This window comes from Rhizobium binae, from assembly GCF_017357225.1.
Classification (GTDB): Bacteria; Pseudomonadota; Alphaproteobacteria; order Rhizobiales; family Rhizobiaceae; genus Rhizobium; species Rhizobium binae.
Genome location: NZ_CP071607.1, coordinates 15,080 through 38,261, shown reverse-complemented (window position 1 = coordinate 38,261; position 23,182 = coordinate 15,080). Strand labels below are relative to the sequence as shown.

The 23,182-nt window shown below is 62.9% G+C and carries 16 protein-coding genes; 12 read left to right on the top strand and 4 right to left on the bottom strand.

The genetic code is table 11. The features are described from left to right. The first annotated feature begins 4 nt into the window (after positions 1-4). The 8 genes from J2J99_RS27060 to J2J99_RS27025 all read left to right on the top strand — a co-directional run bounded on the left by J2J99_RS27060 (position 5) and on the right by J2J99_RS27025 (position 9,824). Positions 5-835, top strand: coding sequence for an ABC transporter ATP-binding protein (locus J2J99_RS27060; RefSeq protein WP_168296419.1), 831 nt, complete (start codon positions 5-7; stop codon positions 833-835). Beyond that, positions 819-1,592: an ABC transporter permease gene (locus J2J99_RS27055; RefSeq protein WP_168296418.1), complete on the top strand. Its 774-nt coding sequence runs from the start codon at positions 819-821 to the stop codon at positions 1,590-1,592. Before J2J99_RS27060 ends, J2J99_RS27055 begins: the two co-directional genes overlap by 17 nt. A gap of 455 nt (positions 1,593-2,047) precedes the next feature. Then, positions 2,048-3,856 carry an ABC transporter ATP-binding protein gene (locus tag J2J99_RS27050; protein ID WP_168296565.1) on the top strand — a complete coding sequence of 603 codons (1,809 nt, stop codon included), beginning with the start codon at positions 2,048-2,050 and terminating at the stop codon, positions 3,854-3,856. Positions 3,857-4,075: 219 nt separating this feature from the next. After that, a complete protein-coding gene (locus tag J2J99_RS27045; protein ID WP_168296417.1) occupies positions 4,076-5,983 on the top strand; it encodes an ABC transporter ATP-binding protein in 1,908 nt (635 codons plus the stop codon). Positions 5,984-6,172: 189 nt separating this feature from the next. Continuing rightward, a complete protein-coding gene (locus tag J2J99_RS27040) occupies positions 6,173-6,457 on the top strand; it encodes a hypothetical protein (protein WP_168296416.1) in 285 nt (94 codons plus the stop codon). A gap of 515 nt (positions 6,458-6,972) precedes the next feature. Next, the gene (locus J2J99_RS27035; RefSeq protein ID WP_168296415.1) at positions 6,973-7,272 is read left to right on the top strand and encodes a hypothetical protein; all 300 of its coding nucleotides are present in this window, start codon (positions 6,973-6,975) and stop codon (positions 7,270-7,272) included. A gap of 392 nt (positions 7,273-7,664) precedes the next feature. After that, the gene (locus J2J99_RS27030; RefSeq protein WP_168296414.1) at positions 7,665-8,705 is read left to right on the top strand and encodes a LacI family DNA-binding transcriptional regulator; all 1,041 of its coding nucleotides are present in this window, start codon (positions 7,665-7,667) and stop codon (positions 8,703-8,705) included. Positions 8,706-8,786: 81 nt separating this feature from the next. Continuing rightward, on the top strand, positions 8,787-9,824 hold the full coding sequence (locus J2J99_RS27025; protein ID WP_168296413.1) for a LacI family DNA-binding transcriptional regulator: 1,038 nt from the start codon (positions 8,787-8,789) through the stop codon (positions 9,822-9,824). 10 nt (positions 9,825-9,834) lie between these two features. On the opposite strand, the gene J2J99_RS27020 is transcribed toward J2J99_RS27025, so the two are convergent. Both J2J99_RS27020 and J2J99_RS27015 read right to left on the bottom strand, forming a co-directional pair. Continuing rightward, complete coding sequence (locus J2J99_RS27020; protein WP_168296412.1) at positions 9,835-11,127, bottom strand: MFS transporter; 1,293 nt, start codon at positions 11,125-11,127, stop codon at positions 9,835-9,837. A 138-nt stretch (positions 11,128-11,265) separates the two neighbouring features. Continuing rightward, a complete protein-coding gene (locus J2J99_RS27015) occupies positions 11,266-12,465 on the bottom strand; it encodes a multidrug effflux MFS transporter (protein WP_168296411.1) in 1,200 nt (399 codons plus the stop codon). A 174-nt stretch (positions 12,466-12,639) separates the two neighbouring features. On the opposite strand from J2J99_RS27015, the gene J2J99_RS27010 reads away from it, so the two are divergent. Beyond that, entirely contained in the window at positions 12,640-13,380 is a 741-nt protein-coding gene (locus tag J2J99_RS27010; RefSeq protein ID WP_168296410.1) for a TetR/AcrR family transcriptional regulator, read from the top strand. Here J2J99_RS27010 and J2J99_RS27005 read toward each other — a convergent pair whose 3' ends face one another. Continuing rightward, complete coding sequence (locus J2J99_RS27005; protein WP_168296409.1) at positions 13,381-13,821, bottom strand: response regulator; 441 nt, start codon at positions 13,819-13,821, stop codon at positions 13,381-13,383. A gap of 268 nt (positions 13,822-14,089) precedes the next feature. Here J2J99_RS27005 and J2J99_RS27000 point away from each other — a divergent pair, with 268 nt between their 5' ends. Then, entirely contained in the window at positions 14,090-14,629 is a 540-nt protein-coding gene (locus J2J99_RS27000) for a L,D-transpeptidase family protein (RefSeq protein ID WP_168296564.1), read from the top strand. Between the two features lie 8 nt (positions 14,630-14,637). On the opposite strand, the gene msrA is transcribed toward J2J99_RS27000, so the two are convergent. Beyond that, positions 14,638-15,342 carry a peptide-methionine (S)-S-oxide reductase MsrA gene (gene msrA / locus J2J99_RS26995; protein ID WP_168296408.1) on the bottom strand — a complete coding sequence of 235 codons (705 nt, stop codon included), beginning with the start codon at positions 15,340-15,342 and terminating at the stop codon, positions 14,638-14,640. Positions 15,343-15,550: 208 nt separating this feature from the next. Here msrA and J2J99_RS26990 point away from each other — a divergent pair, with 208 nt between their 5' ends. Both J2J99_RS26990 and pbpC read left to right on the top strand, forming a co-directional pair. Further along, on the top strand, positions 15,551-21,022 hold the full coding sequence (locus J2J99_RS26990) for an alpha-2-macroglobulin family protein (protein WP_168296407.1): 5,472 nt from the start codon (positions 15,551-15,553) through the stop codon (positions 21,020-21,022). Further along, positions 21,019-23,100, top strand: a complete 2,082-nt coding sequence (gene pbpC / locus J2J99_RS26985; protein ID WP_168296406.1) for a penicillin-binding protein 1C — start codon at positions 21,019-21,021, stop codon at positions 23,098-23,100. Before J2J99_RS26990 ends, pbpC begins: the two co-directional genes overlap by 4 nt. The last annotated feature ends 82 nt before the right edge of the window (positions 23,101-23,182 follow it).

The window sequence follows — 23,182 nt, the reverse complement described above, 5'->3', positions numbered from 1 at the left end:
GGTCATGGCATTGGCTGTAGTGAAACCCACACCCCCGACCAACAGTCCGGATCATGCAAAGCCGATGGTTTCCATCGATGCGGTCACCATGTCCTTCGGCTCCTATGTGGCTGTGCAGGATGTCAATCTGAGCGTCGCTGATGGCGAGTTCCTGGCCATCGTTGGACCGACTGGATGCGGCAAGAGCACCATACTAAACGCAATTGCCGGACTTCTGAAACCTGCCAGCGGCACTGTTTCCATCGATGGTCAGAAGGTGCAGGGGGTTCAGCACAACATCGGCTACCTGTTCCAGCAGGATGCATTGCTTCCATGGAAGACCGCAATCGAGAACGTGGAACTCGGTCCCATGTTCAAGGGTGTCGGCGCCACCGACCGCCGAGACCAGTCGATGAGATGGCTGGCGAAAGTCGGACTCAAAGGGTTCGAGCATCGCTACCCGCACCAGCTTTCCGGCGGTCAGCGCAAGCGCGTGCAAATGGCGCAGGCGCTGATCACCGGGCCGAAGGTCATCCTGATGGACGAGCCCTTCTCAGCGCTCGACATCCATACCCGCCACCTGATGCAGAACGAGCTGTTGCGGCTTTGGCAGGAGGAGCGGCGCGCAGTGGTGATGATAACGCACGACCTCGAGGAGGCGATTGCTCTCGGCGATCGGGTCGTCGTGCTTGCCGCCGGACCGCGCTCGCGCGTGATCGACAGCTTCCCCGTCGATCTCGCACGTCCGCGTGATGTTGCGGAAATCAAGCTCGATCCGCGGTTCATGGATCTCTATCGCAACATCTGGTCATCGCTGCGCGGTGAAGTGGAGAAAAGCTATGAACGTCATGACTGAACGCCTCATTCAAATCGTGCTGCTGGTGGCAATTGTCGGCGGCTGGCAGCTCGGTGTCGCGGCCGGCGTCATTGACGTCTTCTTTTTTCCGGCTCCGGTCGACATCTTCGACCAGGTCGTGTCCTGGTTGGCGGACGTCAGCTTTTATAGCCATGTCGCCATCACCCTCACTGAAACTGTGCTCGGGTATCTGGTTGGAACGGCACTTGGCGTGGCAGCAGGCGTGTGGCTCGGTCTCAGCCGTTCGGCCGCGCGCATTCTCGACCCCTTCATCAAGGGGCTGAACGCAATTCCTCGTGTCGTGCTCGCCCCGATCTTCGTGCTATGGCTCGGCCTTGGGCTGTGGTCCAAGGTGGCGCTCGCCGTGACGCTGGTGTTCTTCGTCACCTTCTTCAACGCGATGCAGGGCGTGCGCGAAGTCAACCCAGTGGTCCTGTCGAACGCCCGCATTTTGGGAGGCAATCGGCGGGACCTGCTTCGCCACGTGTATTTCCCTGCAGCGGCAAGCTGGATTCTGTCGTCGTTGCGCACTTCGGTCGGCTTCGCCGTTGTGGGGGCGATCATTGGCGAGTATCTCGGCTCCTCTGCCGGGCTCGGCTATCTGATCGCTCAGGCCGAAGGCAATTTCGATGCAGTCGGCGTCTTCGCCGGCATCCTGATCCTCGCGATCTTTGTCCTGATTATCGATAGCATTCTGGACATCGCCGAGAAGCGCCTCATCAAGTGGCGAACAAGCACTTCCGAACGGCCGGCGTAACAATCATTGACTGCAGCTTGAAAAAGCGGCTTGCGAGCGCTCTCCCTTTCCCAGAAGGGGAGAGCGCAAACGTTCTGGGCGACGCAGCACTGCGGTTGCAAACGTGACACTCGCTCCCTGTCTTGTCGATCGGTCAGTCGAAGACTGCCAGGCGCCTTCGGCGCCCTTCGCGCGAGGGCCTTCGGCGACATGGTTCTCTCCGTCACCGGGGTCGCGGTGCTGCTGCAACCCACCGCGCGCTCATGCTCCTGCGGGGATTCGAGACGGCCTCACGTAAAAATAACCAGTTGGTGAATTCTTTACTTGAACCCCCAAATGGAATCGGCAAAAGTGAGCCTGCTATCAATCCCTTCATGGATTTGCCGTCTTTTCGGGCCAGCGTCCGAGCACCACATCTATTGGAAAATACCGTGAGCAGCGAAGCGTCAACACGCGCGACGAAGCCTTCGGCTTCGATGGCGCTTGCAACTGCGGCAGGCTGGGGCCGAGGCCTCTATACACTGGTGCGCATCACCGCGATGGCCTTCCGCCACCCCTGGCAGGCGGGCCTTGCGATCGGCGCCACGCTCATCGCCTCCACCTTCCAGCTGATGATCCCCCGTCTTCTCGGCCAGGCCGTCGACCACACGCAGATGGCGATGGACGGCGGCGCGGCGGGCCAGGCGGCGCAGGATGCGCTCTTGACCACGGCGCTGCTTCTGCTCGGCGCCAGCGTGCTGCGCGGCCTCTTCACCATGGTGCAGAACTATTTCAGCGAATCCGTCGGCCACCATATGGGCTACGAGCTGCGCCTGGCCTGCTACGAAAAAATCCAGCGCCTGTCCTTCAGCTTTCACGATACGGTGCATTCCGGCGACCTGATCACCGTCGGCATGCTCGATCTCGAAGGCGTGCGCATGTATTTTTCCACCGCGCTGGTCCGCATGGTTCTGCTCACGATCCTGATCGGCATCGGCGCCTATATGCTGCTGGCGACCGATGTCGTGCTCGGCCTTCTCGCGCTCTCCTTCGTGCCCTTCGTCGGCTGGCGCTCCTCGGTGACGCAGCTCAGGCTGCGGGCCACCTGGCTCGACCTGCAGGAGCGGCTGTCGGTGCTGACCCGGATCATGGAGGAGAATCTCGGCGGCATCCGCGTCGTGCGCGCCTTTGCCGCACAGGAGCATGAACTGACGAAATTCGAGGCGGCCTCGAAGAACGCGCTGGTGCTTGCGCATCAGCGCGTCGGCATCCGCGTCGTCAACACCAGCGCCATGACCTTCTCCTTCTTCGCGGCGATGGGCCTCGTGCTCTGGGTCGGCGGCGGCAAGGTCATGTCCGGCGAGATCACCGTCGGCACGCTCGCCTCGTTCCTGACCTTCATGACCATCCTGCAGATGCCGGTGCGCCAGCTCGGCCTGATGGTCAATGCCTTTGCCCGCGCCTCCACCTGCGGCTCGCGCCTCTTTGCTCTGCTCGACCTCGACATATCAATCAAGGACGCGCCGGACGCCAGGGAATTGGCAGTGACGGACGGCGTGCTGCGCTTCGAGAATGTCAGCTTCGCCTATCCCGGCGCGGAAAAGCGCACCGTGCTCCACGATGTCTCCTTTGAAGCCAGGCGCGGCCAGACCGTCGGCATCGTCGGCCCTCCCGGTAGCGGCAAGTCGACCATCGCCCATCTGATCCCGCGCTTTTACGACGTCAGCGGCGGCAGGATCACCATCGACGGCCAGGACATCCGCAAGGCGACGCTGCAATCGCTGCGCCGTTCGGTCGCCGTCGTGCAGCAGGACTCCTTCCTGTTCACGACGACGATCGAGAACAACATCGCCTATGGCGATCCCTGGGCCAAGGAAAGCCGCATCGAACGCGCCAGCGAAAGCGCCCAGCTGCACAATTACGTCCTCGGCCTTCCCACCGGCTACGGCACCGTCGTCGGCGAGCGTGGCGTTTCGCTTTCCGGCGGCCAGCGGCAGCGCCTTTCGATCGCCCGGGCGCTGATGCTGAAGCCGGCTGTCATGGTGTTCGACGATTCGACGGCGGCGATCGACGCGGCCACCGAGCAGCGCATCCGCAGCGCCATGCGCCGCTACGCCGCCGACCGCGTGACCATCATCGTTGCCCATCGCCTGAGCTCGCTGATGCATGCCGACCTGATCCTGTTCGTCGAAGACGGACGGATCGTCGAGCGCGGCACGCATCAGGCGCTGCTTTCGATCGGCGGCCGCTACAAGGCACTCTACGACCTGCAGGTGCGGCCGGGCGACGAGGTGTTGAGCGCCTAACGAGATGCCCCTTCTCCCAGGGGGAGAAGTGCCGAGCAAAGCGAGGCGATGAGGGGCGAGGCGCGCCGCGACGAGTGCCCTGAGCGGAGGCAAAGGGCAAATAGGGGTGCCGTGCGGCCCCCTCATCCGCCCTTCGGGCACCTTCTCCCCGCTGGGGAGAAGGGCGGACAAAGAATTGATGCGCGGACCACCTCAAGTGATGGCCGCAGGAGGAATGTGATGGCCGAGGAACTGGAAACCGAGCGTCCCGACGTTCGCGAGGACGGCCGCCGCCCGCCGCGGGCGGTCGTTGGTTCGCATCGCGTCGAGGAGGAAATGTTCGGCAAGGCCTTTGACGGCAACATCGTCAAGCGCATCTGGGCTTTCGTTCATCCCTACCGCCGGCAGGTCGCCTGGGCGGTCGTCGCGGTCCTGACTTTCACGACCATGCAGTTGCTGATCCCGCTGATCATCCGTTACGCCATCGACCACGGCATGTCGCCCGGCGGCAATCCTTCCGCACTGGTCTGGTCGATCGCCGCCTTCGCCATCGCCATCCTTATCAATTATGCTGCAAGCTATGCGCAGGAGACCCTGGTCGGCAATGTCGCGGAAGAGGTGCTCTTCGACATCCGCAAGGCGATGTTCTCGCATCTCCAGCGCGTCTCGCTCTCCTTCATGGACAAGACCGAAGTGGGGCGGCTGATGTCGCGCCTGCAGGGCGACGTCAACTCGATGCAGGAATTCCTCGAAACCTCGGTTCTCTCCGTCGGCGATATCGTGCTGCTCTTCGGCATCGTTTTCGTGATGCTCTATCTCGATTTCAAGCTGGGCCTGCTGACGCTCGCGGTGCTGCCGGTGCTCTTCGTCGTCCGGCTGTTCTGGCTGCCGCTCGCCCGCAAGTCCTTCATGGCCGCACATGAGACCAATTCGGTGGCGAACGGCGCGCTCGCCGAGGCGATCCACGGCGTGCGCGCCGTCCAGAGCATGGACCGGCAGGGCGTCAACTTCACGCTCTACGACGACAAGGCGCATGCCAATCTCAGGACGCATCTGACGGCGGCCCGTTATGCGCAGGTGATGGTGCCGATCGTCGACAGCCTGACGGGTGTGGCGATGGCGCTCGTCATCGTCGTCGGTGGCGCCCGCGTTCTCAACCAGGCGCTCGATGTCGGCGTGCTCGTCGCCTTCCTGTTCTACATCCAGCGCTTCTTCGACCCGATCCGTTCGCTGACCCTGCAATATTCGGTGATGCAGCGCGCCATGGCGTCGGGCCAGCGGCTGACCGAAGTGCTCGACGTGCCCGTCGACATCAAGGATGCGCCGGATGCCAAGGTCCTGTCGCGCGACATGGACGGCTCGGTGGAATTCAAGGATGTCGTCTTCGGCTACAATCCGAAGCATCCTGTGCTGAAACATGTGAGCTTCAAGGTCAATCCCGGTGAGACGGTGGCGCTGGTCGGGCCGACGGGCTCCGGAAAATCGAGCTGCATGTCGCTGATCCACCGCTTCTACGACGTGCAGCAAGGCCAGGTGTTGGTCGGCGGCCACGACGTGCGTGACCTGACGCAGGATTCGCTCGGCGCACAAATCGCCATGGTGCTACAGGAGCCCTTCCTCTTCACCGGCACCGTCTTCGAAAACATCCGCTACCACAAGCTGGAAGCGACACGCGAACAGGTGATCGAGGCGGCCAAGGCGGTCGGCGCCCATGATTTCATCATGCGCCTGCCCGATGGTTACGACAGCGTTCTCGGCGAGCGCGGCGGCAATCTTTCGCTCGGCCAGCGCCAGCTTTTGAGTTTTGCCCGCGCCCTCGTGGCGGATGCGAAGATCCTCGTGCTCGACGAGGCGACGGCCAATATCGACAGCTATACGGAAATGCTGATCCAGAAGGCGCTGGTCAAGCTGCTTGAAAATCGCACCGGCCTTGTCATCGCCCATCGCTTGGCGACGATCCGCGAAGCCGACCGGATCATCGTGCTGCAGAACGGCGAAATCATCGAAAGTGGCAACCACCGGCAATTGATGAAGAACGGCAAGCTCTATTCCAGGCTCTATAACCTCAACTACGCCTCCTTCGACGATATCCCCGAAGATGTGCTGGACGCCACTGGGTATGACCTAAAACATGCCGGTATGACCTAAACAACGGAGCGACGATTAGTCGTTGAAGGCTCTGCTAACCCTGAACGGTCGCCTCGGAGGGTGAAGGAGTCGGCGCCGAGGTATGTTCAAACGGCCGCATTCACCTTTTGGCGATGGAACCAATCCCTTTTGCCGGATGTGCGCGTCGGGAATTTTGCATCAATCTCGCCATACGACCGGAGGGACGAAATGGCGAGCAATTACCGGCTGGAAGCGAGGGATACCACTTGGGCCATCATCGACATCGCAACTGATGCACCGGCCCGACTGGATGGCATACCACTCGTCACAATGGAGGCTGCGGAAGCCCGACACATGCTTCGTATACTTTATGGCATCGATCGGATCCGGAGCAATTCGAAGTGGTGGGCGAAGCTCGCCAAAAAGCGGGCAAAGATGATAGCCTCCTCGGACGATGTGCAGGCGGTGGAGTTCGAGCCGCTGCGGCCGTTTGGTTCAAGCAATTGGACTTGAGACAATGAATCGCATCGTTAAAAGCGTGCCGCGGGCGCTCGCCTCCGCGGCGCGGCCATTCATCGACAATTGCAGGTTTTCGATCTTCAAATCGACCTTGTCGACGCCCACCTCCACACTGATATGCCTTCACAAATAGCGATGCACCAGATCCGTCCGAAACGGGCAAAACACCTTTCCATGCACCATTAGCCCCGCGAATTGCGGGGCGTTTTATTCACCGTCGGGAAGTGGCCCGCGCGGCGCACTCCACTCAAAACCCGACTAGACCGCTAAGGCGGGCTTCCTTTATGGAAGTGGTTCATCAGCTGATTTTCAGCCAGCGCCTCAGGCAACTCACGGCCCCGTCGCTTCTATAAGCAACAATGCCCTGCGACGACCGCTGCGGAATCGGCGACCTGATATGGTGTTCGGCAATGACATGCGTTAATGCATGTCGCAAAGTTTGAACGAACAAACGCCTTGCTGCCGCATTTTACTTTTATCCGGGGCCTGTGCCCACTGAGGAGAAGGTTATGAAGAGAATTATTAGCAGCCTGTTGATCGCGACGGCCCTTGTTGGATCGGCTATTCAGCCCGCTGCCGCGCGTGACCACCATCACCACCACGATAACACCGGCCGCATCATCGCCGGCGGCGTTGCCGCAGGTGTCGTCGGCGGTCTGATCGGGGGCGCCCTCGCCAATAACGGCCCGCGTTATGTCGATGGCCCCCGCTATGTCGAACCGGCGCCGAGATGCTGGTATGAGGATCGCGATGTCCGCAACCGCTATGACGGCGGTTATCACACTGAAACCGTGCGGGTCTGCGAGTAGACCTGAGCTTTTTTCGAAGTGGTCGTCGGCACCGCTCGACCCTCAGCCGAGGTTGCGTTCCGCATCCTCGGCTTTTTTAGTTCAATATCAATGGCAGGCCGGCCAGGAGAGCCGCCGCTCATCCGGCTGCTGCCACCTTCCCCCCGCAAACTGGGCGAAGGGGATATGCCGCGACCTCTCCGTTCCTCGCCAATGTCTCGTGGGCCACGTCCTTCCCCGTCAGAACCGGGTCCGCAGGACGGGTCGAGACCAGCGGCTCGATCCCGGCAAGGGCCAGGGGCAGCTTTCGGCGCGCATCGGTCGCTCATGCTGACAACAGTACCTTCGCAAAATTTCCACCCACCCCACCGCCTGTCATCCGGCTGTCAGAGACGCGCAATAGCTGAGAGCCGATGAATGATGGTCCCGGGAACGGCGGCAGGATGCCGAAAAAAGAGCGCATGCGTTTCGTCAGCGCCGAGCAGGTGGCGCAGCTGGCGGGCGTTTCGCGTTCCGCCGTGTCGCGCACCTTCACGCCGGGCGCCAGCGTGGCGCCTGCGACGCGCGAAAAGGTGCTGCGGGCCGCTGAAGAACTCGGCTATCACGTCAACGATCTCGCTCGCGGCGTGCTCGCCAATCAGAGCCGCCTCGTCGGGATCGTCGCGACCCGGCCGGAAGTGGGATTTCGCGCACATCTGGCAGCAGCGCTTGCCAAATTGCTGATCCGGCGCGGCAGCATTCCGATCCTCGTCAATACCGGTGAGACGGAAGAGGAGCTGCTCGCCGCCCAGAAGATGCTCATCGGCCACCGGGCTGAGGCGATCATCATCCTGTCCGGCTCGCCGCCGGCAAGTTTCCTCGAACTCGCGCAGCGAAACGGCCAGCCGCTCGTCGTCATCGGCCGTTCGGAGCCCGATGCCGACCACGTGCGCGCCGGCAATTCCGAAGCCTCGCACAAGGCGGCGACAGCCCTTTACGAAAGCGGTCGGCGGCGGCTGGCGGTCATCGGCTCCAACACGGGAACGCCTGCGATCGTCGAGCGCGAAAGCGCCTTCCTGTCGACCGCCGAGGCGCTCGGCGCATCCGTCGTCGTCGCCCGCGGCGACGATTCCGATTATGACGGCGGCGTCACCGCCGGCCGCGCGCTGTTCTCGAACAAGATAAAAGCCGATGCCGTCTTCTGCGCCAATGACCAGATCGCCTTCGGCCTGATGGATGTGGTGCGCCTGGAAACGCAATTGCGCGTGCCTGAGGATGTCGCCGTCATCGGTTTCGACGACGTGCCAGAATCCGCCTGGCTCAGCTATCGGCTGACCACCTTCCGCCAGGACCCGCTTGTTATGGCGCAACGCGCCGTGGAGCTGATGGAGCGGCGGCTTGACAATCCGGACGCTCCTGCGGGTTCCGAACGCGTCATTCCGGAACTCGTCATCCGCCAGAGCTTCAGGCCATAATGCCTCCCCCGACTTTTCGCAGCCGCCGTCCTGTGGCAAGAAAGGGCAAATGCGATCCAATCGGGAGGAAAATCATCGGAGATGAAGGGAATTCGCCAGCTCGCCGAGCATCTCGACATTTCGATCGGTACCGTGTCCCGGGCGTTGAACGGCAAGCCTGACGTTAATGAAGACACGCGCCGGCGGGTGCTCGCCGCCGCCGAAGAGCTCGGCTACGTCGCCAACCAGTCGGGCCGCAGCCTGCGCCAGGGTATGACCAATGTCATCGGGCTGATGCTGGAAGTGAGCCGCGAGACGGTCGAAAACAGCGACGACTTTTTCCTCGGCGTCACCGACGGGCTGCAGAGCGTCTTTTCCCGGCACAAGCTCGATCTGGTCATGCTGCCCTGCCCTGACGACGAGGATCCGCACGAATATCTGAAGCGCATGGTGGCGCGCCGCCTCGTCGATGCGCTGATCATCTCGGCGACGCGGCGCACCGACCGGCGCATCGAGCTTCTGGAAAAGGCCCGCATCCCCTTCGTAGCGCTCGGCCGCAGCGCGTCCGGCGGCAGCTATACCTGGATCGATCTCGATTTCGAAGGCGTGGCGGCGCGCGGCGTCGACCGGCTGGTCGCAAAGGGCCATCGGCGGATTGCGGTGGCGGTCCCCTCCTCCGACATCAATCTCGGCTACATCTTCCTCGACAGCTACCGTCAGGCGCTCCAACGTCACGGCCTTGGCTTCGACCCCGCCCTCGTCATCCGCGTCAAGTCGAGCGAACAGGGCGGCTATCAGGCCGGCCACGAACTGCTGATGATCGAAGACCGACCGACGGCGATCATCCTGATCCACGAGCTGATGGCGATCGGGCTTTACCGCAGGCTGGCCGAGGCCGGCATCGTGCCCGGCCGCGACCTCGCCGTCGTCGGCTTCCGCGAGGAGCCACGCACCCTTTTCCTGCAGCCGTCGCTGACCTCCTTCCGCATGTCGCTGCGCGATCTCGGCGCCCAGCTCGGCGAAACCCTGCTTGCCACCATGCCGGCCTATGCCGATCATTATCCGCAGGGCGCCCGCAACAGGATTTGGCCGATGGAGCTCGTTCCGGGCGAAAGCGACGCCTTCACGCTGACGGCCTGAAGCACATCACTCAGGTCCGGCTGGGTGCCGCCGCATCTTCGCGGCTCGACAACTGACGCGTCACGAAGAAGACCAGCAGCGCGCCGGCGGCAAGGCAGGCGGCGAGGAAGAACATCGGCGCGATGGTGCTGCCGCTTTCATCCTTGATCCAGGGCACGACGTTCTGGGCGACGAAGCCGCCGAGATTCCCGACCGAATTGATGGCGGCAAGCCCGGCCGCCGCACCCGCCCCTTTCAGGAACCGCGAGGGCAGGCTCCAGAACACCGGCTGCGGCGCAAAGATGCCGGCGGCGGCGACGCAGAGGACGGCGAATTGCAGCGTGTGGTTCGGAATCAGCGCCGACAGCAGCAGGCAGGCGGCGCCGATGAAGGCCGGGATGACGATAAAGGGCGTCTTCGTTTGCGCCTTGTCGGCCATGGCGGGAACGGCATAGAGCGCGACGGCGACCAGCAGCCAGGGGATGACGTTGAGGAAGCCGTTCACCGTGTTGCTGACGCCGAAGGCCTTGACGATGGTCGGCAGCCAGTAGCTCAGCCCATAGGCCGACAGCGGAAAGGCGATATAGCAGAGCGCCATCAAGAGGACGCGCGGGTCGATCAGCGCCTTGAAGCCGTTTCCGGCATTTTCGTCCATGCCGGCATTTTCCGAAGCGAGCCTTCGTTCAAGCCAGTTCTTCTCCTCGCTGCTCAGGAAGTTCGCGTTTTCAGGCCGGCCGGGAAGATGGAAAAAGGTGACGACGCCGGCGATGACGGCCGGAATACCGGTCGCCAGGAACACCCACTCCCAGCCGGCAAAGCCGTAAAGGCCGTCGAGATCGAGCAGCGCCCCGCCGAGCGGTGCTCCGACGGCATTGGCGATCGCGCTGAAGATCATGAACAGGCCGACCATCCGGCCGCGATAGGCCGAAGGGAACCACAGCGTCAGGAGATAGAGGACGCCCGGAAAGAAGCCGGCTTCGCAGACGCCGAGCAGGAAACGCAGGATATAGAACATCGCCGCATTCTGGGTGAAGGCGAGACCGATGGTGACGAGGCCCCAGGAGACCAGGATGCGGGCGAACCAGACACGCGCGCCGAGCCTGTCGAGGAAGAGATTGCTCGGCACCTCGAAGAGAAAATAGCCGATGAAGAAGAGCGAAGCGCCGAGCCCGTAGGCATACTCGCTCAACCCGAGCGCATCGACCATCTGCAGCTTGGCGAAGCTGACATTCTGCCGGTCGATATAGGCGATGAGATAAAGAATGCCGAGAAACGGCATCAGCTTCCAGGTGATTTTCGAGATCAGCCGCTTCTCGTCGACCATACATATTCTCCGCAATGACAATGTCGTTAACGCCTAGATAGCGCTATCGACCAATATTCAATTGTGCGAAGTATTTTCTCCGATGCCGCAACCCTGATTGGTGGCCGCAACCGGCTGACCGGCTGCGGCCCGTCCTGATCATTCAGCGGCGGCGACCGCAGCACGGCGGCCGATCGTGGCCTGCGTCAGCACGAAGGCCAGGAAGGCGCAGACGGCGATGCCGGCGGCCATCGGAACGGCCGTGCCGTCGAAGAACAGGCTCGAGATCACCATGGCGACGGCGGCGATGACGAAATGCAGCGTGCCCATCAGGGACGAGGCGGTGCCGGCGATTGCGCCGTGATCCTCAAGCGCCAGCACGGCACTCGTCGGGATGACGAGGCCGAGGAAGCCGTAACCGATGAACAGGAAGCTCGCCATGACAGGCAACTGATTGAAGCCCGCGGCCATCACCACCGCCATGACGACCATGGCCAGCGCGAAGGCGCTCACGGCAATCCGCATGACGCGCACCAGGCCGAAACGCTCGCCGAGCCAGCCCGTCGCCTGCGATACCGCGAAGAAGGACACGGCATTGATCGAGAAGGCGAAGCTGTATTGCGTCGGCGTCAGCCCGTAATGCTGAATCAGCACGAAGGGCGAGTTGGCGAGATAGACGAGAAAGCTCGAAATGCCGAGGCCGCCGATGAAGGTCAGCGTCAGGAAATTGCGATCGGACAGCAGCAGCCGGTAGGCCGTCATGGCGCTCCCGAGGCCGCTGCCGCTGCGCTCTGCGGCCGGGCGGGTCTCGTCAAGCTGCGTGGCGAGCAGGACGAGGCCGATCAAGGCGGCTGTTGTCACGGCCCAGAACACGCCGCGCCAGCCGTAAAACTCGATGACGGCGCTGCCCGTCAGTGGCGCCAGGATCGGCGAGATCGAGAAGACCAGCATCAGCAGCGACATCAGCCGCGCAGCCTGAACGCCGGTATGCATGTCGCGGACGATGGCGCGCGGAACGACCATGCCGGCCGCACCGCCTATGCCCTGGACGAAACGCAAGGCAATCAGCGTTTCGATATCGGTCGCAAGCGCGCAGCCGATCGAGGCGAGCGCGAAGAGGCCGATGCCGAGATAGAGCGGCAGCTTGCGACCCCACATATCCGACAGCGGACCGTAGACGAGCTGAGAGAGCGCAAAGGCGATGAAGAAGGCGAGAAGGGTCAGCTGGGTGACGTTGTTGTCGGCATGCAGATCCTGGCCGATCGAAGGCAGCGCAGGCAGATACATGTCGATGGCAAAGGGGCCGATGGCCGACAAAAGGCCGAGAATGAGGGCAATGCGGAAGAAGGGAGCCGTCATAATGGTGATCTTTCACAAAAGCGCGAGCGAAGACGCCGGATCGTCGCTTCGCCGCAGTGCTCTTAGGGGTACAATGATGATCGTTCGCGCGAAGACGAAGTTGGGAGCTCATATCTTCAGCGGCGGAACCAAGAGTGTCAATAAATTTGGACACACCTGTAAACCTAGACGCCATTGTCTAAAACGTCAAGACGTCTTATCTTCACTCTCATGAAAGATCGCATGACACCGGTAGTCCGGACGACGGGGCATAGCCAGCGCGGGCAATGTGCCAAGCGCATGTCGATCCTCGATGCCGCCGCCGACGTTTTCTGCCGCCAGGGCTTTGCCGGCGCCAGCATCGACGAGATTGCCGCCGTCGCCTGTGTCTCCCGCCAGACGATCTACAATCACTACAGCGAGAAGGAAACGCTGTTCGTCGCCGTCGTCGAGGATGTCATGAACCGCGCCAACGCGATGCTCTTTTCCGTGTTGTCGGCCTTCCCTGACAACGCCGACAATCTGGAGGACGAGCTGACCGCCTTCGTCGTGCGCCTCAACAAGAATTGCATCTGCAACCATGACGGAAAATTCCTGCGCAAGCTGGTGCAGACGGAGGGAGAGCGATATCCGCACCTCTTCGAAAGCTGGCGCCAGCACAGTCCCGGCAAGCTGACGACCGCGCTTTCCGCCCTTCTCGCACGGCTGGCGCAAAAAGGGGCGCTCGTCATAGACGATTTCGACGTCGCCGCCCGGCAGTTCGTCGCGCTCGGTAATGCCGACCTGCAGATGATGACCCTTTTCGGAGGAATTCCGACTGACGCGGAATTGGAAAAGGCGGCCCGCAATGCAGTTCGTACCTTTCTCAGGGCCTATGGTCGACCACAGCCGGAGAAGGCCGACGCTCAGCCGCAGCTCGCAGCCGCATCCGGCTGATCAGGCAAAAACCGTCATCTGCGCCGGCACGACCGCGAACATGCCGGCGCGACGCGCGGCAAGATATTTGACCAGCTGTTCGACAACCGAAGGCATGACCGGCTTCTGGACGACGCCGACTGCGCCCTTGACGCCGTCGGCGACGGTCTCGGGATTGCCGGTCATGAAGACGACGGCGATGCCATGCTCTTGCGCCAGCCGCCTGCCGAGCTCAGGACCTGTCGGGCCATCGGCAAGATTGACGTCGACGAAGGCGATATCGGCCGACGGCGCCAACCGCAGCGCCTGTTCGCGATCATTCGCCAAGCCGGCGACCTGCATGCCCATGCCTTCGACAGTCGCGCCGAGATCGAGGGCGATGAGGAATTCATCTTCAACGATCAATACGCGCTGTTTCATGAGATCATCTCGCTGCCAGCGCCGTACGACATTGATGGCCATGATACGTCCCCTTGTTACGCACATACTTCGAAGGAAGGATCCGCTCCGGCAGCTGTGCCTGCCGAAACTCATTGTCGTAACGGCGAACGTGACGATATGTTCCGCGGTGAAACGCGATTTTTGTGATTTAAGATATTGTTAACGTTGATGAATTCTTAACAGGTCGGCAACAAGGCGAAAACCAATGGCCAATCTCGAGGGCGCATCTCTGGTTGCGGGCGCGACGACACGATATGATTATTCATTCGACTAAGGATTGAGGATCGGCTTGAGAAACAAAATCATCATCCTGGCGATCGCGGCCGCCGGCCTCTTTGTCTACACCAAGGTGATGGCGAGGATCGGCTCCGGCTCACCACCCCCCGCCGCGCCGATGGAACAACGTGCCGATCTTATTCGCGTCTACAAATCCGAACGACGCATGGTTCTTCTTAAAGGCGACGCTCCCATCGCGACCTATCGAATTTCTCTGGGCAGTGCTGCCGATGCCGGCCCCAAACAACGCGAAGGCGACGAGAAGACGCCTGAAGGGCGCTACGAGATAGACTGGCGCAATCCGAAATCGATGGCGCATCTGAGCCTGCACATCTCCTATCCCAACCCGAAAGAGCAGCGCGAGGCTGAAGCGAACGGCTTTCCGCCCGGCGGCAGCATCATGATCCACGGGCTGCCCAATGGCTTGGGCCTGCTCGGGCAAGCCCATCGCCTGTGGGATTGGACCGATGGCTGTATTGCCGTCACCAATACGGAAATGCGCGAGATCTGGGCTCGCGTCCCCGACCACACACCGATCGACATCATGTCCTGACAGGCCGATCAGCCCTTGGTCTTGCCGACGAGGATCGGCTGGCTGCGGTAGTCGGCGGGAAACAGCGACTTCAGGTTCTCGATTTTCGGCAGGTCGTTATAGACGATATAGGGGTAGGTCGGGTTGAGCGTCAGGAAATCCTGATGATAGGCCTCGGCAGGATAGAAGCCGGCGGCATCCGACACCTTGGTGACGATCGGCCGCGGAAATGCATGCGCCTTGTCGAGCTGGTCGATGTAGCGCTCGGCGACCTTGCGCTGCTGTGGATCGGAGACGAACAGCGCCGAGCGATATTGCGTGCCCCGGTCCGGTCCCTGGTAGTTCAGCTGCGTCGGGTTGTGCGCCACCGAGAAGAAGATCTGCAACAACTTGCCGTAGCTGACCTGTTTCGGATCGAACTTCACCTCGACGGCTTCGGCGTGACCTGTCGAGCCGGTGCTGACGGTTTCGTATTGCGCCGTCTTTGCTTCGCCGCCGGCATAACCTGAGACGGCGCTTTCGACGCCTTTCACATGCTGGAACACGCCCTGGACGCCCCAGAAGCAGCCGCCGGCGAAAATGGCGGTCTCAGTACCCGAACTGGCAGTCTCGTCGATATCCGGCGGCGGAATGACGACCGCCTCTTCGGCAGCGGCGGCTACATCCGCACCGAGCAAGATGGTTGCGACGGTAAGGAAAGCGGCGAGGCGCCGGCGGTTGTAAGACATGGACATAGCGCTACCTCCACGGGGTCGCCCAAATCCTTGCTCACCCTTGCAAAAGCTGCAAATCAAAAACCGGTTGCTCACGCCGATGTGACAGCCCGAAGAAAGCGCATGTGCGAGGTTGCAACAACCCTCAAGTTGAGTTGACAATCTCGTGAGGAGTGAGGAGAGTGCGGCCGGTCAGAGCCAGCATCGCCTGTATCCTTGGGGGGAACCTATGTCCGTGCGCTCGTTCTTTGCTTTCGCCAGCATCGCATTTTTGTCCATGATCGCCGTCGGTTTTCCAGCCGTCGCCGCGGAAACCAAGCGTGACATCCAGACGATCAAGGACGCCGATTTCTTCGGCTTCGACCTTCGCACCGAGCAGAACGTCTCGCTCGATCAGTGCAAGACCTCCTGCATCGGCGACAAGAGCTGCAAGGCCTTCACCTACAATCCCAAGGTGAAATGGTGCTTCCTGAAATCCGATTTCAAGACAATGAACGCCTTCCCCGGCGCCATCGCCGGCAAGATCGTCGAGACCGCCGCCCAGAAGGAGCCGGATATCGGTGCGGCGCCGCGCCTGACCTTCCTGAGCAATGACCTGATCCAGCAGGCCCATGACTTCAGGGACAATCTTGCCCTGACCGACGCCCAGCAGGGCCAGAACGTCGACAGCCTGACGGCCGGCGCCCGTCTCGACATGACCGCCAACAATCTGACTGACGCGGTGATCGCGTTCCACGGCGCGCTGTCGATCACCCCCGGTGATGCCGATCTCTGGCTCGAAACCGCGCGTGCGGCCATTTCCTACGGCAGCACCGAGAGCAGCGTCACCGGCCAGGCCGTGCTCGACGCGCTGAATGGCTACGAGCTGACGCGCACCAAGGCCAAGCGCGCCGAGGCGCTCTCCGTGCTCGCCACCGCGCTGGAACGAAACGCCAATTACCGACCGGCGCTCGACGCCTACAAGGCGAGCCTGGCGCTGGTTCCCTCCGACGACGTGCAGACGGCCTATCTGCAGCTGAAATCGACGCAGGGCTTCCGCATCACCGAACACAGCGTCGATGCAGACAGCGCCACGCCGCGGGCCTGCGCCACCTTCTCCGAAGCGCTCATCAAGACCACCGATTACACGCCCTTCGTGACGCTGAACGGCGCCGCCCCCAAGGCGCTGGAAACCAAGGATAAGCAGATCTGCGTCGAGGGGCTGACGCACGGCGAGACCTATAAGATCACCTTCCGCACCGGCCTGCCGTCTTCGGTCGACGAGAGCCTTGAAGCACCCGTCACCATCGACGTCTACGTCAAGGACCGCAGCCAGATGGTGCGGTTTACCGGCGACAGCTTCGTGCTGCCCTCGACGGCGCGCCGCGGGATCCCGATTGTCTCGGTCAATATGACCTCGGCCAACCTCAAGCTCTACCGCATCGGCGATCGCGCCATCGCACCGCTGTTGACCAACTCGCAGTTTCTGAGCCAGCTTGACGGCTACAGCGCCCAGAACATCGAGGATCAGAACGGCGAACTGATCTGGCAGGGCTCGATCGACATCGCCAACGATCTCAACAAGGACATCGTCACCAGCTTCCCGGTCGACGAGGCGCTGCCGGAGCGCAAACCCGGCATCTACGTGCTGACCGCGACGGCGCCGAACGCCCCGGCGCAGGAGTGGGATTCACAGGCGACGCAATGGTTCCTCGTCTCCGATATCGGCATCACCACCTATGCCGGCACGGACGGACTCAACGTCTTTGCCCGCTCGCTTGCCTCGGCCAAGCCGCTGTCAGGCGTCGAGTTGCAGCTGCTCGCCAAGAACAATGAAGTGCTCGGCACCGCGACGACCGACGAAAACGGCCGCGCCACCTTCACCGCCGGCCTGATCCGCGGCACCGCGGCGCTGACGCCCGCCGTCATCGCCGCCAAGAACGGCACGTCGGACTATGTCTTCCTCGACATGACCCGGGCCGGCTTCGACCTCTCCGACCGCGGCGTCACCGGCCGCGCCGCACCCGGCGCGATCGACGTCTTGACCTTCACCGAACGCGGCATCTACCGGGCCGGCGAGACGGTGCACGCCCAGGCGCTTGCCCGCGACACCGATGGCAACGCCATAGAGAATCTGCCGCTCACCTTCATCTTCAGCCGCCCGGACGGCGTCGAAGACCGGCGGATCGTCAGCCAGACCAGCAATCTCGGCGGTTATTCCGTCGATTTCGCCACCCAGGAAAATGCCATGCGCGGCACCTGGACGATGAACATCTATACCGATCCCAAGGGCAGCGCGATCGCCAGCAAGAGTTTCCTCGTCGATGATTTCGTGCCCGATCGCACCGAGATGGAGATCAAAACCGAGGCCAAGGAAATCGGCCCGGATACGCCGGCGAATGTCACCATTTCGGGCAAGTATCTCTATGGCGCCCCGGCCGCCGGCCTGACGCTTGAAGGCGATGTCGTCGTCAAGCCGACGCGCGAGAACCCCGCCTATAAGGGCTTCCTGTTCGGACTTGCCGACGAAGAGGCGAGCGAAGATTCCCGCCTTCCGATCGACGGTCTGCCGGAGCTCGACGAGAACGGCGAAGCTTCGACCGACCTCACCGTCGGCGACCTGCCGGCAACGACGCAGCTGCTCAACGCCACCGTCTATATAAGGATGCAGGAAGCGGGTGGGCGCGCCATCGAACGCTCGCTTGTCATTCCGGTCAAGAGCGAGCGCGCGACGATCGGCATCAAGCCGGAATTTTCCGACGAGCTGCCCGAGAATTCAATCGCCAGCTTCACGGTGATCGGCGTCGATGCCGACGGCAAGAAGCAGGAGGCCAAGGGCCTGCGCTGGAAATTCTACAGCCTCAACCGCGAATATCAATGGTATCGCGAGGGAACCGCGTGGAAATACGAGCCGGTCTATACCGCCGAGCAGGTCGCCAACGGCAGCGTCGACGCGACGATGGACGGCGGCAAGATCTCGGTGCCGGTAACATGGGGCCGCTATCGCCTCGAAGTGGAAAGCCCGGATGCCGACGGCCCGACCTCCAGCGTCGAATTCGACGCCGGCTGGTTCGTCGCCTCGACGTCGACCCAAACGCCCGACGGCCTGGAAATCGCCCTCGACAAGGACAGCTACAAGATCGGCGAGACTGCCAAGCTGAAAGTCACCTCGCGCTACGGCGGCGAGCTGATGGTGACCGCCGGAACCGAAAAGCTTGTCGCCGTGCAGAATGCGACGATCGGCGAGATCGGCGGCGAAGTCGACATCCCCGTCACTGCGGACTGGGGCGCCGGCGCCTATGTGACCGCAACGCTCTTCCGTCCCGGCGACGCGCAGGACAGCCACATGCCGATGCGCTCGATCGGCATCCAATGGCTGAAGGTCGATCCTGAACAGCGCGCCCTGCAGGTCAAACTCGACACGCCGGAAAAGATGTTGCCGCGCGGACCATTGAACATCGGCCTGCAGGTGGCCGGTGCGGGCGCCAACGAGGATGCCTATGTCACGGTTGCCGCCGTCGATGTCGGCATTCTCAACCTGACGCGCTACGAGCCGCCGAATCCTGAGGACTGGTATTTCGGCCAGCGCCAGCTCGGCCTCGAAATCCGCGACCTCTACGGCCGCCTGATCGACGGCTCGCTGGGTGCGACCGGCAAGCTCAGGACCGGCGGTGACGGCGGCGCCATCGCGCTGCAGGCAAGCCCGCCGACGCAGAAGCTCGTCGCCTTCTTTTCCGGCCCGGTGAAGCTCGACGCCGAAGGCAAGGCCAACGTCTCCTTCGACATTCCGCAATTCAACGGCACGGCGCGCGTCATGGCGGTCGCCTGGTCGAAATCAGGTGTCGGCCACGACGTCAAGGATGTCATCATCCGTGATCCGGTTGTCGTCACCGCGAGCCTGCCGAAATTCCTCGCCCCCGGCGACAAGGCCGATCTGCGCCTCGACATTGCCAATACCGATGCACCGGCCGGCGACTTCAAACTGCAGCTGACCGGCAATGAGGCGGTTGGCATCGAGCAGGCCTCCGCCGCGCAGACGATCCGCCTCGAGGCCGGCGCGAAGACGGAACTGACGCTTTCACTGATCGGCAGGCAGCCGGGCGCCGGCAGCGTCTCAATCAATCTTTCCGATGCTTCCGGCCTGTCGCTCGACAAGACCGTCGACGTGCCGGTGCGCCCGGCATCCCTGCCGATCACTCAACGCAGGGTGCTGGCGCTGAAGCCGGGGGCCAAGCTCACCGTCGACAAGAATCTCTTGGCCGACAGCGTGCTGCCCGGGGCCGCAATCAGCGTCAACGTCACCCGTTCGGCCGCCTTCGATATCCCGGCGCTGCTGATGACGCTCGACCGCTATCCCTTCGGCTGCGCCGAGCAGACCACCAGCCGGGCGCTGCCCCTGCTCTACTTCGCCGAAGTGGCCAAGCAGGCCGGCATCGAAAACGACGACGACGTGCACAAGCGCGTGCAGGACGCGATCTACCGCGTGCTGTCCTACCAGGCCTCGGCCGGCAGCTTCGGCCTCTGGGGGCCGGATTCGGGCGACGTCTGGCTCGATTCCTACGTCACCGATTTCCTGACGCGCGCCCGCGAAATGAAATATGACGTGCCGGAAAGGGCCTTCGTGCAGGCGCTCGAAAACTTGCAGAATACGCTCTCCTACACGACCGACATCAAGGGCCAGGGCGACCAGATCGCCTACGCCATCTATGTGCTTGCCCGGAATAAGAAGGCGGCGATCAGCGATCTGCGTTATTACGCCGATACGATGATCAACGACTTCCCGACGCCGCTCGCCAAGGCGCATATCGCCGCCGCATTGGCGCTCTACGGCGACGCCCAGCGCTCGAAGAACATTTTCATCGACGCGCTGCAGATGTCGCAGCAATCGATGGTATCGCGCGTGAACCTGTCGCGCACCGATTACGGCACGATCCTGCGGGACGGCGCGGCGATCCTGGCGCTTGCCGCCGAAAGCCGGCCGGTGCCGCCTGTCGTGCCGGACCTCGCCAAGGCCGTCGCCAAGGAATGGGGCCGCAGCAAATACAAGAGTACCCAGGAAGAAAGCTGGATGTTGCTTGCCGCCCGCGCCATTCAGGGCGGTGATGACGGCCTGAAGGTCGACGTCAACGGCGCGCCGCACACCGGCGCCTATATGGCCCGGATGACCGGCGAGGCGCTCGCCGACCATCCGCTGACCTTGACCAACCAGACTAACGACGCGGTCTCGGCTGTCGTCACCACCGTTGCCGCGCCGACCGTGCCGCTGCCGGCCGGCGGCGACGGCTTCCTCATCGAGCGCAGCTATTACACGCTCGACGGCGAAGAGGCGAATGTCAGCGAAGCGCAGCAGAACCAACGCTATGTCGTCGTCATCCACGTGCGCGAGACCAACGACTGGCAGTCGCGCATCGTCATCACCGATCTCCTGCCGGCCGGTTTCGAGATCGACAATCCAAACCTCGTCGACAGCGCCCAGATGACGAATTTCGACTGGATCGGCGAGATCTCCGCTGCCCATACCGAATTCCGTTACGATCGTTTCGTCGCCGCCTTCAACCGGGCGCCGGGTGACGAACGGGAATTCAACGTCGCCTATGTCGTGCGCGCCGTCACTCCCGGCACCTACGACCATCCGGCCGCAAGCGTCGAGGACATGTATCGACCCGAGCTTTCGGCCCGCACGGCGACCGGCAAGATGGAGGTCGTGGCGGCGCAACAATGAGGCTGTGGCGCAAGTTTGCGATCGGATCCGCCGCCGGCATCGTTCTTGCCGGCGCAGCCCTCCTTACGCTCGACGCCGCCGACAAGGCCTTTCCGCCGCCGCTCGACAAGGCGGATACGGTTTCCCCGGAGGTGCTGGATGCCGATGGGCAGTTGTTGCGCGCCTTCGCGACCGCCGAAGGCCGCTGGCGGCTGAAGACGACGGTCGCCGATGTCGATCCGCAATTCCTGCGCATGCTTGTTGCCTATGAGGATCAGCGTTTCTACGATCACGGCGGCGTCGACGCCTGGGCCCTCGGGCGGGCCTGCCTGCAATTCGTCCGCAATGGCCGCATCGTCTCCGGCGCCTCGACGCTGTCGATGCAGGTGGCGCGGCTGATCGAGCCGCGCGCGGAACGTTCGTTTTCGGCAAAACTCCTGCAGCTCGCCCGCGCCATGCAGATCGAACAGCGCCTGTCGAAGGAAGAGATCCTCGATCTCTATCTCACGCATGCGCCCTATGGCGGTAATCTGGAAGGCGTACGCGCCGCAAGTCTTGCCTATTTCGGCAAGGAGCCGCGGCGCCTGACGATCGCCGAAGCCGCCCTGCTCGTCGCCCTGCCGCAATTGCCGGAACGGCGCCGGCCGGACCGCAATCTCCAGGCGGCGCAAGAGGCGCGCAAGCGCGTGCTTGATCGCGCCGCGGTGGCCGAGGCGATCGGCAACGGCGAAGCGGAGCGGGCCGAGGCGGTCGCCATCCCCATGCGGCGCATGCAGCTGCCGGCATTGGCCGCCCATGCCGCGGAAGCCGCGCTTCGCAAGGAGCCTGGTGTCCTCAAGCATCAGACGACTTTGAAAAAGCAGGTCCAGCAAGGGCTGGAAGCGGTCGCCCGGGCCGCGGCCATGAAGCTCGGGCCAAAGCTTTCGCTCGCCATGGTGATGGCCGACGCCCAGACCGGCGCGATCGTCGGCGAAGTCGGCTCGGCCGATTATTTCGACGCCAGCCGCTCCGGCTGGATCGATATGACACGTGTCAACCGCTCGCCCGGCTCGACGCTGAAGCCCTTTATTTACGGGCTCGCCTTCGAACAGGGCCTTGTTTCCCAGGAGACCATCATCGAGGACCGGCCGGCCGACTTCTTCGGCTATCGGCCGCGCAATTTCGACATGAGCTACCAGGGCGACGTCACCGTGCGCGAGGCGCTGCAGCTGTCGCTGAACGTTCCGGCCGTCAAACTGCTCGATGCCGTCGGGCCGTCGCGGCTGCTGGTGCGCTTCCGCCGCGCCGAAGTGCGCCCGGCTTTGCCGCCGAACGAGACGCCGGGACTGGCGATAGGTCTTGGCGGCGTCGGAATCACGCTCAGGGATCTGGTGCAGCTCTATACCGCACTCGCCAATCGCGGCCAGCCGGCAAGACTCGGCGACGGCATCACCGGCGCGCCTGGCAAGCTCGACGGCGAACCGCTGCTGGAGCCGGTCGCGGTCTGGAACGTCGCCGATATTCTCTCCGGCGTCATCCCTCCCGCCGGCGCGCCGCAGCGCGGCATCGCCTACAAGACCGGCACCAGCTACGGCTATCGCGACGCCTGGTCGGTCGGCTATGACGGACGCTATGTGCTCGGCGTCTGGGTTGGGCGGCCCGACAACAGCGCCGTGCCCGGCCTGACCGGCTATGGCACCGCAGCGCCGATCCTGTTCGAGGCTTTTGCCAAATCAGGCATCGCGACGACGCCCTTGCCGCGACCTCCGGCGGGGGCCGTGCGCATCGCCCAATCGGAGCTTCCGATCAGCCAGCGGCGTTTTGCGCTGAATGCCAGCGGCCTGCTCGTCGCCTCCGGGCGCGAACCCGCACCGCAGATCGTCTATCCGCCCGAAGGCGCCCATATCGATCTCGGCGCAAAAGGCGGCGATCTGTCGCCGTTGATGCTGAAGCTGCAGGGCGGCCGTGCGCCCTTCCGCTGGCTTGCGAACGGCAAGCCGCTGCCTGACCTCTCGCGCCGGCGCACCCAGCAATGGCAGCCCGATGGCGGCGGCTATTCGAAGCTGACCGTCATCGATTCGGCCGGACGAGCCGCGAGCGTCGGCGTCTTCATCGACTGAAGCGCCTCGCGTTAAATAATTCATGCGGCGCGCTTCAGCTCTTTTGTTTTGATGCATGCCGTTGTCCCGCAACCGCTGCACA